Raw genomic sequence first — 13,199 nt, forward strand, 5'->3', positions numbered from 1 at the left:
ATTTATTTTATATGATAATTTAAAATTATATTCAATAAAATGTAAGAAGAATAATATGGCTTTTACAGAAACAGAACAGCAGCAGTTAATGGAGCTTAAATTCGTGGGAGCCAAAATTATTGAAAGACTTGAAGATATGAACTTCAATTCTTTCGATAAATTGCGTAATGCTAGTTTAGATGAAATCCTTAACAAAGGTGCATTATTAACAGGTTCAACTTGTTGGAAAAACAGTCATCAAGCAAGAACAGCAATAAGTAATATTTTGAGTTTAGTCAACAATACGTAATATCCCTTTTTATGAGCAGCAAGTGCATCCAACTTTTCAATTGAACAATGATAGTCAATTTTTTGATTTCGTATCTATTTTTAAGATATTTATACTGAAACGTATAGTTACCTGAAACTTTTTTACAAAAATTGTAAAGCTTTGCCGACAATGTCGGCAAAGCAGAAATTAAGCAAAGCCTTTCAAACCAACTACATGCACATGTTCTTGGTTATTGATAACTTTACGTACGAGTTTATAGGTTGTTCCTTTTTCAGGACTGATGTTTTCTGGAGCAGCAATGATTAATTGCATTTCTAATCGTTCACAAAGTTCAAATAGTGTTGCAATTGATTTGGCATCTAGTCGAGCTGCTTCATCTAAGAATAGTAGACGACATGGCAAAATATCTTTATTCCGAAGTCGCTTGGATTCTTCTTCCCAACTTTGAATCACCATAAGTAAAATTGACATACCTGTACCAATTGCCTCACCCGTTGATAATGCACCGCTTTCAGCACGTAACCAACCATCTGCACCTCGATTCACCTCAACATCCATTTCAAGATAATTTCGATAATCTAGCAGTTCTTCACCAATATTTTGGGCAGTTCGTTGTCCCATATCAATATGTGGATTTAAACGTTGATAGAGTTTAGCTAACGCTTCCGAGAAGGTAATACGATTATTACTAAATAGATCTTGATGTTCATTTTGCTCATCGGCAAGTGCAGCTAAAAGAGTTGAATGAGCTTCGCGAACATTGACATTTAAACGCACGCCATTAACTTGACCAAATGCCACTGCTTGTAATCCTTGGTTAAGCATACGAATACGATTTTGTTCGCGCTGTATGGTTTTACGAATAATATTCGATACACTCTTCGAGCTAATTGCCAGTTGCTGTTCACGCGAAGTGAGTTCTTCTGTTAAGCGTGACAATTCAATTTCCATCTGTTCAATGGCTTCAATTGGATCGTCAGTTTTAACAATATCTTGGCGAATTCGTTCACGCAAATGTGCGTAAACAGCGATATAGAATTGGATTTTACGTTCTGGGCGTTTTGGATCTTCTGATAGTCTTAATACATCCCGTAAATGTTCATTGTCATTAACAGCTAAACGTAAGGAACCTAATGCTTTATCTGACATTGAGCGTAATTCATCCGCACTTAAATAAGCAAGTTCACGTCGATGTAAACGCCTTTCAACACTATTTTCTTTAACAAGCCTTAAGACTAAGCACCAACCAGCTTTGGCTTGCACTACCTGTTCGCGTAGTTGCTTATAATCTCGCAGTGTTTGAGTTAGCCGTTTTTGCAATTGTGTCATTTCGCTTTCGCACATAATGAGTTGCTTTTCAAGCGATGTACAATGTTGACGATTGTTATTTAATTTTTGATGGATTTCATCACGACGTAATCGAGCACGTTCTTCAGTGATCGCATCGGCTTTTACCCCAATTTGTTCAATTTCTTTTTGTAGCTCATGCAACATATCGCGCTTAGTTTCAAATGCACTTTTAAGCGAAGCTAGTGTTTGGTTATATTGATTGTATTTGTCTTGATACTGTTGCATCTGACTGCGAGCTTCAGTTCTTTGAGTTTCGACGATTTCTAAGCGAGAACGTAATTTTTCATTTAAATCACTATTTTCATTTAACATACCTGCCGAGTCTTCATAGCTAAAGTGGGCACGACGTTGCATTACTTCAGTTAAGGCAAAAACTTGTTGGCGGATAGTTTGTTGTTGTGCTTTAACCGTATTGTATTGTTCTCGTAAAGCTTCATTTTGTTCAGGATCACTTTGTAAAACAGCTAAAATTGGTTCAAGTTCTGAAACGGTATTACCATTACGACTAACATATTGCGCAGATTCTTGTGCTTGTGCTACTTGTTCACGTAAATCGTCAACCCTATCGGCCAGATCATCATCAGCCAATAAATGCATTTGCGCAACCAAGCGATTTATGGTTGCTAATTGTTCTTTGCAATTAGTAACTTGTTGCTGATTTTGTTTATCAATACTTTCCTGAGACGATAATTGTCGTTCAATTTCAGTGCGTCTTGTCGTTAATTTTTGCGCTTCAGCTTCAGGATCGATATCAAAAGCAACTCCTAAATGTTGACCAATAAATTGCCCAACATTTTGTTCAATTCGTTGTAATTTTTGTAAATCAAATGAGATAGTTGCATAGCGCTCATGTAATTCATCACGTTCGGCAGATAATTTTTCAAGGTGAATCTCACGAGCAGCACGACCAAATAGTGGTACTTTAGGAAAGCTTGAGAATCGCCATTGACGATCGCCCGTTTTGACAAGTACCGCTTTATTCATCTCCTCACAATCAAAAACACTATCATCAAATGATGAAGGATCACCTTCGATAAAATAGATATCTTCAGGGTAATCTTCATCACTTGCGGTAAGGTTTTCTAATTGCTGTTTAACTAATGATAAATCTGGTACAACAATAGCTTGTCTTGATGGACCATATAATGCAGAAAAGTAAGGTGCATCATCAATTGTTACATCTTCATAAATTTCAGAAAGTAATACACCATTAAATCGTTCTGCTAACGAAGACAAACGTCCATCATCGACACCACTAGGTTGATTTAGTTGCTCAATTTGAACATCTAATTGGTTGCGTCTAAAACTAATTTGGTCTCGCTCAGTAACAAGTATTCGCTCTTTTTCTAGCAGTTTTTGCATATGTTGAGTGACATCTTGACTGTTATTAAACTGTTCGCTAGTTTGTTCTTGTAAAGCGATTAATGCATCTTGTGCTTTCAACCATAGTGGAGCTTTTTGACGATAATCAGCTATTTTTGATTGAATTTGTTCAAGCTCTTGCCTAAATTCGATACGTTTTTCGCTAGATTCATTAGCTCGTTCGGCTGTTTCGTCTAATTGCAATTCAAGTTCTTGTTTTAAATCATCTAGTTCATCGTAATTAACTTGGCGTTCAATACGTTTACAAAATTGTGTTAATAACGATTCTGCTTCTTTTTGTTCAAAAAATCGTTGTTCTAGCTCATCTAGTTGTAGCTGTAAATGCTCGGCTTGTTCTGCTTGGTAACATTGTGATGGCCATTGTCTTAATGCTTCTTTAGCTGCCGCAAAAGCGTCACTTCGGGTAACATTGCCGACTAATTTAATCACTAATTGATAAGCACGGTCAAACTGATTAATTGCCGCATCAGATACACTTAATTTTTGCTCAAGTTCAAGAACTTGTTCCGTGATCTCTTTTTGCTTTTCTTCAAACAATTCATAGTGATTTTCAATATTACTAATACCTAATTTTGGTAACTGGCATAATGACTGAGCATTTTTTAACGCCTGTAAGGCCTGTTGGTATTGAATTGCACGTGTTTGTTGAACATCAAGAGCCTGTTGATAATCAGCTAATTGAGTCTTGATTTCGTCAACTTCTTGTTCTGTTTGCTCTACTTGCTCACGATAGGTTTGGTACTGTTCATTCGCTTCAAGTACCACTTCGTTTTGTTCTTCTAACTTTAAGTTTAAATCATCTAAATCTGCTTGATAACGGTCGATTTTTTCCTGTTGACGTAATGCAGTTTGCGCTAAATTGAGGTGATCATTAGCAGCCTGTAAATCGGTTTCCAAATCATTTTGCGCATCTTGATATTCTTTAAGTTCTTTTGCCATTTCAACTTGGCGGTATTGATTGCTTATAAGCAGATCTTGCGTTTTAAACATATCACGACGCAGGCCAAGTACTGATTCTATATGAACTCGGCGTTCATTATTATGGCGCATATAATCAGCTGCCACATAATTAGTTGACTCAGTAATTAAGTGCTTAAATAAGTCACGATCCGATTGTGTTACTCGAATGGCTTCTAACGTCATCCGATTCTCGCGTAATGCGGCTTCCATATCTTGAAAAGCTTTTCGCACACCACTATTTTCTGGTAATAAATAATCACGTAAGGAACGAGTAATAGCACTTGAGATACCACCATAAAGTGAGGCCTCAATCAAACGGTAGTATTTGCTTCTATCGGATGGAGAGCGTAAGCGTTTTGGTAAAATACCAAAATCAAACATAACCGAATGATAATCAGTAATTGAGTTAAATTGTTTAAAGATAATGCCTTCCATTGATTCGGCTTTATCTTTTAACTCTGGTAACGATAAGATTCGCGCTTGTTTATCATTTAAACGCTCCGTAACCAACTCTGTTGGGCTTACACTGATAGATAATCCTTGCAATAAAAAAGGCTTGATATCGACTTTTTTGTCCCGTCCTGCTACTTGTTGCAAACGTACACCACAAATAATCCTTTGGTTCCGTGAGTTAATTACGTCCAGCATAGAATAACAGACGCCTGGTTTTAATTTACCATGCAAGCCTTTATCTCGTGAGCCTGATGTGGCTCCAGCTTCGGTTGTATTTCTAAAGTGTAATAAAGTTAAGTCAGGTATTAATGCAGTTACAAATGCCGCCATGGTAGTTGATTTACCAGCACCATTACCACCAGATAATGTCGTAACTAATTGGTCAAGCTCAAAAGTTCGTGCAAAAAAACCATTCCAGTTAATTAGCGTTAATGAGTGAAATTTACCGTGTCCAATCATGATTATTCAGTCTCCTCATTAACATCTTCATCTTGTTCTTCATTATTATCATCTAAAATAAGTGCTGATTCGATTTTAATTGCTTCGCCATCTCGAATTAGGCGTAATTGCGCTTCTTGTGCGTCATCACTACTTCGTACATCTGCACCAAAACGGAAAATTGATTCGTTAATGCGAAAACGGCTACTGTCATTACCAACAATAAAAAAAATCATACCTAGTCGACGCAGGCGATTTAGCGCTGTTTTCACTTTATCAAATAGTTTTTGGCGATCTAAATCTGAACCTGTTGAACGTTGGTTTACTAATCTGAGTAACTTACTTTCATCTGCTAATGAAACCAGTTCATCAAACAATTCTTGTAAGGTAAAAATCCCCTCATGCGCTAATCTCTCGGGACTTAAATACAAATAACAAAGTACTTTGCCAACAAGCATATCAAGCTCCGATAATACTGAACGAGGAATCAATGTTGTTGAGCGAGGACGAAGATAGAAAAATCCTTCAGGCGCACGGATTAGCTCAACATTATAACGTTGATAAAATTGTTCAAGCTCAAGTTGGAAATCCATTAGAAAAGCATGATGATCAAGCTCATCAATACCAATATGACGGCCAGAGCGTAGTAAACTATCCAGTTCTGGAAAGATCGGATTAGCAATTGCTTGGGCCAACTTAACGGGCATATATTTATCGATAGAAGCCTGAGAACTAGCGACTATGCGCCCCATAACTTCATCTAGATGATGTGCAGTTTGTTGTGTTTCGAAATCGTTAGTATCTGTTGATGACATGTGCTTGTACCTTAGCTCCATAATCGTTAATAGGTTTCCATTCGGCAGGAATTCCAAGCCAATCATCTTCAGCAATACCGAGACGAATAGCCTGATCAATAAATAATCTCGCTATATCAAAATGTTGTTCACGCGGGAACTGAGCCAAATAGTTATGAATGGTAGCGCCCATATCAAGTGGTTTATTTTCTTGCTTAAATACCATTAAATTTTGTTCAATATGAGCAATAATATGTTCTTGAATCTCTTCAATCATTTCAAATTCAAGTTCCGAAGGTAATTCTCCAGTTACTTCAGCATCATGTAGTGCCAATTCTTCATCACGCATATCTAGTAAGCGATCGGCATTAGCAAAAGTGATTGACCAAGGCAAATCAAAGTATCCTTGAATCGATTTTCGTAAGCGTTGCGAAAACACACGATTTTTATCTAAATCAATAGCAGTACGAATAAATTTATGAACATGGCGATCATAACCGATCCAAAGGTCAATCGCTTTTTGCCCCCAACCAATAATTCGATCTAGTTTACCTTGCAGATCCATAACTACATTGTTGATTTTATCGAGTTCTGGATTATCAAGCGTCGCATCTTGTATTAAAAGTAAACTGGCTTGTAATTTATCACCTGCAGCAGCTAAAGTATCTTGTAACTCCCGCAATGTTTGTGATGTTTCAGTCAGTAACCCTTCACAACTGCTAATTGCTGCTTGCCAATCTTGACTTAATAAGGCAGAAATATTTTGTTTAACATCAGCTTGTTGTTCATCCATCACTCGTTGTGTGATATCGATACTATCAAAAATTTCAGCGACTGAATATTTTAATGGCGCAAAGACATTTCGATGCCAATGTAAATCATCACCACCTTCGATGGCTGCATCTGCAGCTCGTTTTAACTCTTGCGCAACAATAGATAACTGAATGGATAAACGCAGCGTTGAGAATTCACGTTGGCGAATATAATAATCAGAAATACCTATACCTAACGGAGTTAAACGATAAATCGAGAAACCGTCTGTCATTTCACTTGCAAAACGTGTGATTAAGCGTTGGCGTACCAAATCATTGATAGCATTATTGGCTCGCAATGTAATAGTGTCTTCACTCTGCTCGAAAATTTGTGAAACATGCCTAAAAGCATCAATTAATTCAGATTCCGTCATTTCACCGTCAAAACGTTCGCTATTTAATACGGCAATAGCTAATAAAAAAGCTAACCTTTCCACAGGCAAAGCGATCGAAAAATCATTCTTTTTTGCCCAAGAGACCAGTTCTGGCACTGATTGGGAAAAATCAATCATAAAAAATCCTTAATTCAAGGAGAACAAAATCGAATCATGCCTTAAAGTTTACACTTCAAGGTAGACACAAAAATAACGCCAATTATATAACAATATAGAGTAAATTTGTAATGGAATTCAATGAAAGCATTAAAACTGTTTTATTTAAATTATAGCTATTTCGATATAGCCTTATAATAATATTAATTAATAAATATTACTCAGATAATTTAAAAATCTTATTTCTTGAATAAAAAATAGATTCCCTACTCGCACATAACCCTATTTATGCTAAAATCAACTTACATACAATAAACTAACATAAGGACGTAACGAAATGCATATCGGTATACCTAAAGAACGGTTAGCCAATGAAGCTAGAGTTGCAGCAACTCCTTTGACTGTTGGACAACTGTTAAAACTGGGCTTTACAGTTTCCGTAGAACAAGGCGCTGGACATGCAGCTCATTATGAAGACCAAGCTTTTATTGATGCTGGAGCCACAATTCAAAACACACAAGATGTTTGGCAAAATGATTTAATTTTGAAGTTTCATGCGCCAAGCGATGATGAAATTTCTTTAATGAAAGAGGGTTCAACCCTTATTAGCTATATTTATCCAGCTCAACATAAAGAGCTATTAGAAAAATTAGCCACCAAAAATATTACTGTAATGGCTATGGATTGTGTACCACGTATTTCACGCGCACAATCTCTAGATGCATTAAGCTCAATGTCTAATATTGCTGGTTATCGTTCAGTTATTGAAGCAGCAAATCAATTTGGTCGATTCTTTACAGGGCAAGTTACTGCTGCTGGTAAAGTACCGCCAGCTAAAATATTAGTTATTGGAGCAGGTGTTGCAGGCCTAGCAGCAATTGGTGCTGCAGTAAGTTTGGGTGCAATTGTTCGTGCTTTTGATACTCGCCCTGAAGTTGCCGAACAAATTAACAGCATGGGCGCTGACTTTTTAGAGTTAGATTTTGAAGAAGAAGCAGGCTCTGGTGACGGTTATGCTAAACAGATGTCAGCGGCCTTTATTGAAGCTGAAATGGCACTGTTTGCAGAACAAGCTAAAGATGTTGATATCATCATAACAACTGCACTAATTCCAGGTAAACCAGCTCCAAAACTCATTTCGAAAGAAATGGTTGAATCAATGAAACCGGGTAGTGTTATTGTTGATTTGGCTGCGCTAACTGGTGGTAACTGTGAATTAACTAAACCAGGTGAAATTTTCGAAACAGATAACAATGTTAAAATTGTTGGTTATACTGATTTAGCTAATCGTATGCCAGCACAAGCATCACAGCTTTATGGTACTAACATTGTTAACCTATTAAAACTGCTTGCTAAAGAAAAAGACGGTAATATTGATATCAATTTTGAAGATGTTGTAATTCGTGGTGTAACTGTGGTTAAAGATAAAGAAATCACTTGGCCAGCACCACCGATTCAAGTATCTGCTCAACCTCAGAAAAAAGCAGCAGAGCCAATTGTTAAACCAGAACCAAAGCCAATGGATCCTCGCAAAAAATATGGTATTTTAGCTTTAGTTCTCATTGCTTTCTTCTGGCTTGCAAACTCCGTTCCTGAAAGCTTTTTAGGGCATTTTACTGTATTTGCATTATCTTGCGTTGTTGGTTACTACGTTGTATGGAATGTTACACATTCTTTGCATACACCACTAATGTCGGTAACTAATGCAATTTCTGGAATTATATTGGTCGGAGCAATATTACAAGTCAGTGATGATAATGGCTTAACTACGGCAATTGCTTTTGTTGCTATTTTGATTGCTAGTATTAATATTTTTGGTGGATTCTTTGTTACTCAAAGAATGCTGAAAATGTTTCAACGTGGCAAGTAAAGGAGAGCATACATTATGAGTAATGGAATCATTCAAGCAGCCTATGTTATTGCTGCATTACTTTTTATCTTTAGTTTACGAGGTCTTTCCAACCAAGAATCTGCCAAATCTGGTAATATTTACGGTATGATTGGTATGGTAATCGCACTTATTGCAGCAGTTGCAAGTATTAAAGGCGGATTACACTGGATAGTTATTGCAATGATTATTGGTGCTGTAATTGGTTTATATTTGGCTAAAAAAGTTGAAATGACTCAAATGCCAGAGCTTGTTGCACTACTTCATAGCTTTGTTGGAATGGCTGCTGTTCTAGTTGGCTTAAACAGTTATTTAGATCCACACATTCAAAATTTTCAAGGTGGTGAGTTAACTGTACATTTAGTAGAGATTTTTGTTGGTGTCTTTATCGGCGCAGTAACCTTCTCCGGCTCTGTTGTCGCATTTGGTAAATTAAATGGACGCATTAGCTCAAAACCATTATCAATTCCAAATAAACATTATTGGAATCTAGCAGCAATTGTTGTTTCTATCATTTTAATGTTTACTTTTGTTGAAGTAAAAAGTGGCGCTGGTGCAACAATTAGTTTGTTGATCATGGCAATTATTGCATTCGTGTTTGGTTTCCATCTTGTTGCTTCAATTGGTGGTGCTGACATGCCTGTTGTTATTTCAATGCTAAATTCTTATTCAGGTTGGGCAGCAGCAGCAGCAGGCTTTATGTTAGGCAATGATCTATTAATTGTAACAGGCGCATTAGTTGGTTCATCAGGCGCAATTCTTTCATATATTATGTGTAAAGCGATGAACCGCTCATTTATTAGTGTTATTGCTGGCGGTTTCGGTAGCGATGGTAGCGCAGCTAGTTCATCAGATGAAGAACAAGGTGAATACCGTGAAATGCAACCAGCCGAAGTTGCGCAAACATTAAAAGAAGCCCGCTCAGTTATTATTGTTCCTGGATATGGTATGGCAGTTGCTCAAGCTCAAGGTGCAGTAAGTAATATTACTGAAAGACTACGTGGTATGGGTATAGAAGTTCGTTTTGGTATTCACCCAGTAGCAGGACGTTTACCTGGGCATATGAATGTATTATTAGCCGAAGCAAAAGTCCCTTATGATATTGTATTAGAAATGGATGAAATCAACGATGACTTCCCTGATACTGATGTGGTTTGGGTAATTGGAGCTAACGATACAGTCAACCCAGCGGCAGAAGAAGATCCAAATAGCCCAATAGCAGGCATGCCTGTTCTTGAAGTTTGGAAAGCAAAAACGGTTGTTATTTCTAAACGCTCAATGAATACTGGTTATGCAGGTGTACAAAACCCACTATTCTTTAAAGAAAATAGCTATATGCTATTTGGTGATGCTAAAGACAGTGTTGAAAAAGTACTACAAAACCTTTAAGTATCACTAAAAGTATTACTGCGGCTTTTGCCGCAGTATATTTCTAAAATAAGCACTTAATTTAAATTCACCTTAGCTAAAAAATCGATTATTTGATCCGTTATTTCACGGTGTATCTCTGTCCTTGTGCGATTCCCACCATCTTTACAAATGATTGCTTCTCCTTTAGCCTCTTGCTCTAAAATATCTATAGCATCTGATTTACAAATTTGCATGAAACTAAAATGCGTTGCATCAGGGATAACAATATAAGTTGATAATGATTTTGAAAGAAACTGTTGTAAATAACCAGATTCTAGCTCTACATTCATATCACCAACATCAATACCAGCGCCAATGATTAAAGAAGGAAAAGCAATATTTTTCAAACTATCTGCAGTAAATCCTCTAACTAATCCAGCATCTAAAGAAATAAATGACTTTATTCTCTGATCTGACATGTTTTTATTTAATTGTGGGTTATCCAGTCCAAGTTCATTTACTAACTGGCAAGCTTTTAAATGTGAATGTATAGTGCAATCTTGTTTAAAAAGATCTGTATCAAACCTTGCTCCAGCAAGTGCAGCTACTGTCCAACCGCCAAGGGAATGTCCAATAGATGAAATTTTATTCATATCAATATAGTTTGCCAAAAACTCATCTATTTGTAACGCATCAATAGTTTTACTTAGATCTTGAGGACGTAACCACAATTTAGTAGATTGAGTAATATCTTTATTAAAATAAGTAGTTCCCGGATGATTTGGTGCAGCAACAATATATCCCCTATCTGCCAGTTCATAAGCAAGCCAATTTAAACTTTGCCAACTTCCTCCATAACCATGCGAAATAACAATCAAAGGATGTTTACGATAATTTGAAATAGATGCTGCATAAGGAATGACTTTAGAACCGTAAAAAACGGCATTATCGCCAATAGCTACTGCTCTTTGTTGAGCATCTGTCGGATACCATATTGCAATATTTAAAGGTCTACTGTCTTCTTTGCTATAATAGATTTCCTTAAATCCCACATTTGAATAAGCATAGTTGAAAAAGGGAAAGGACAAAATAAGCGAATAAAGCAAAAAGTATAGTTTAGTCATGAAATTAATTTCTATTTAACAATGTTTCTCTTTTTTTTAATGCTACAGTATGAATAACAAAAACACAATAAATAGTAATAGTAAAAATCAGTAATTAGTAGATATTCTTATTGAAAATAATTAATTGCTAAACAGCATAAAATTTTAATATTACGACCAAATTAGAATTTTGAGATTGGATTTGGGGGAGTATAACGATTAATGACTATCTTTTTTGATTTGTTCTTTATGATATAAATAATAAGCTCCACGAGACACCATTCTTAGTTGAAAAATAAGATCTTCAATTAATTTTTGTCTTTGTACTGTGTCAAAATCAATTGCTTCAGCTCCCGCATTAAAAGCAATAGTGACCATCGCTTCTGCTTGAGCTTCATTATAATGGTGAGGCATTTGGTTAGCATTATCAAGATAATCCACAAGTTCGACAATAAAGTGTTGAATTTCACGGGCAATAGCAGATCGAAAAGCGGCTGACGTCCCCGCTTTTTCACGAAGAAGTAATAAAAAGACCTTCGGATTCTTATCAATAAATTCAATGAATGTGGTCACCGATGTCCGTAATACACTACCACCTTTTTCAATACGCTTACGTGCTTGTCGCAATAATTGACGAAGAGTTAAACCGCTTTCATCAACCATGGCTAAACCCAACTCATCCATATCACGAAAATGACGATAAAATGAAGTAGCAGCGATTCCAGCTTCACGCGCTACTTCTCGCAAACTTAAACTTGTAAAACCTTGCTCAGCATTAAGTTGATTAAATGCTGTTTCAATTAAAGTACGGCGAGTTCTTTCTTTTTGTTGAGCACGAACACCACCGGTCTTGATATTTTTCATTTGATAGCTCAGTTATAATATTTTTGATTTACTACCTACCCCTAAATTGATTTGATTAATAATCGTTCTTTCTCAGCAAATACTTTAGGCATATGCTCCCGGATTGTTTTAGCTATTGTTTCATAACGGGAACGTAATGGTGAACCAGGACGATAAATAAGAGCAATGCTGCGTACAGGTACAGGATCAGTACAAGGAATATAGCAAATATTATCACGAATTCGCTCGTTAGGTATAGCAAGTTCAGGAAATAAAGTAATACCGCGACCAGCAGAAATCATACTCCTAAGCGTTTCAAGACTAGTAGCTTTAAATTGTTTATCTTCATCAACTCCAACTTGAAAACAGTATCCCATTGCATGATCTCGTAAACAGTGACCATCTTCTAACATTAAGAATTTTTTACCTTTTAAGCTAGAAAGTTTAACTGTATTTTTGCTAGCTAATTCATCAGTAGCAGGAACAGTTAAAAACATGGGTTCATCAAATAAAGGTAGTTCAATAAATTGTGATGTTTCTTTGACTTGTGCAATGATTGCGCAATCAAGCTTGCCGCTTTCGAGTTGAGCAACAATATTGGCGGTTTGTGCTTCGTGCAAGTAAAGTTCCAACTGAGGAAAAAAGTCATGTAAAACTGTAATGACATGAGGTAAAAGATAAGGCGCTATAGTAGGGATCAGGCCTATATGCATAGGTCCAGACATTTCTTCACCTTGACGGCTAGCCATTTCTTTTAAAATTTGGATATTACGCAAAATCTCTTTGGCTTGTTCAACTAGCATCATACCAGTTTGAGTAAATAGTACTTTGCGACTTGTGCGCTCTAATAACATTACGCCTAATTCATCTTCTAATTTTCTAATTTGACCACTGAGAGTTGGTTGACTCACATTGCAAGCATCAGCAGCTTTACGGAAATGGCGAAATTCAGCTAACGAAACAAAATATTCCAAATCACGAATGTTCATAATGTCCCCAATAAGTTATCAGTTAATGGTATATACTCAAATAACTTCTATTATGTAATAGTTATAACAAATAA

The 13,199-nt window shown here is 36.4% G+C and carries 9 protein-coding genes; 3 read left to right on the forward strand and 6 right to left on the reverse strand.

Annotated elements, in window-relative coordinates; genetic code table 11:
- Nucleotides 1–289: hypothetical protein (locus A9G44_RS07775; RefSeq protein ID WP_218837562.1), on the forward strand; the 289-nt coding region annotated here is incomplete at its 5' end.
- A 168-nt stretch (nt 290–457) separates the two neighbouring features.
- Here the strand turns inward: A9G44_RS07775 and mukB are convergent.
- Genes mukB through mukF form a run of 3 tightly spaced genes read right to left on the reverse strand, consistent with a single transcriptional unit; the run spans nt 458 to nt 6,973 of the window.
- Nucleotides 458–4,876, reverse strand: a complete 4,419-nt coding sequence (mukB, locus tag A9G44_RS07780) for a chromosome partition protein MukB (RefSeq protein ID WP_065610224.1) — start codon at nt 4,874–4,876, stop codon at nt 458–460.
- Nucleotides 4,877–4,878: 2 nt separating this feature from the next.
- On the reverse strand, nt 4,879–5,607 hold the full coding sequence (gene mukE, locus A9G44_RS07785) for a chromosome partition protein MukE (RefSeq protein WP_080702356.1): 729 nt from the start codon (nt 5,605–5,607) through the stop codon (nt 4,879–4,881).
- A 43-nt stretch (nt 5,608–5,650) separates the two neighbouring features.
- Nucleotides 5,651–6,973 (reverse strand): chromosome partition protein MukF, encoded by a 1,323-nt coding sequence (gene mukF / locus A9G44_RS07790; protein WP_065610226.1) that lies wholly within the window; start codon nt 6,971–6,973, stop codon nt 5,651–5,653.
- A 316-nt stretch (nt 6,974–7,289) separates the two neighbouring features.
- On the opposite strand from mukF, the gene pntA reads away from it, so the two are divergent.
- A complete protein-coding gene (gene pntA / locus A9G44_RS07795; protein WP_065610228.1) occupies nt 7,290–8,822 on the forward strand; it encodes a Re/Si-specific NAD(P)(+) transhydrogenase subunit alpha in 1,533 nt (510 codons plus the stop codon).
- Nucleotides 8,823–8,837: 15 nt separating this feature from the next.
- A complete protein-coding gene (gene pntB, locus A9G44_RS07800; RefSeq protein ID WP_065610230.1) occupies nt 8,838–10,229 on the forward strand; it encodes a Re/Si-specific NAD(P)(+) transhydrogenase subunit beta in 1,392 nt (463 codons plus the stop codon).
- A 56-nt stretch (nt 10,230–10,285) separates the two neighbouring features.
- Here the strand turns inward: pntB and A9G44_RS07805 are convergent, their stop codons facing one another.
- The 3 genes from A9G44_RS07805 to oxyR form a co-directional block, all read right to left on the reverse strand.
- Nucleotides 10,286–11,314, reverse strand: a complete 1,029-nt coding sequence (locus A9G44_RS07805) for an alpha/beta hydrolase family protein (RefSeq protein WP_065610232.1) — start codon at nt 11,312–11,314, stop codon at nt 10,286–10,288.
- A 198-nt stretch (nt 11,315–11,512) separates the two neighbouring features.
- Nucleotides 11,513–12,157, reverse strand: coding sequence for an HTH-type transcriptional repressor FabR (gene fabR, locus A9G44_RS07810; protein ID WP_034913785.1), 645 nt, complete (start codon nt 12,155–12,157; stop codon nt 11,513–11,515).
- A gap of 41 nt (nt 12,158–12,198) precedes the next feature.
- Nucleotides 12,199–13,125, reverse strand: a complete 927-nt coding sequence (oxyR, locus tag A9G44_RS07815; RefSeq protein ID WP_034913789.1) for a DNA-binding transcriptional regulator OxyR — start codon at nt 13,123–13,125, stop codon at nt 12,199–12,201.
- Between the last annotated feature and the right edge of the window lie 74 nt (nt 13,126–13,199).

The organism is Gilliamella sp. Occ4-3, assembly GCF_001690675.1.
GTDB classification, from domain to species: Bacteria; Pseudomonadota; Gammaproteobacteria; order Enterobacterales; family Orbaceae; genus Gilliamella; species Gilliamella bombi.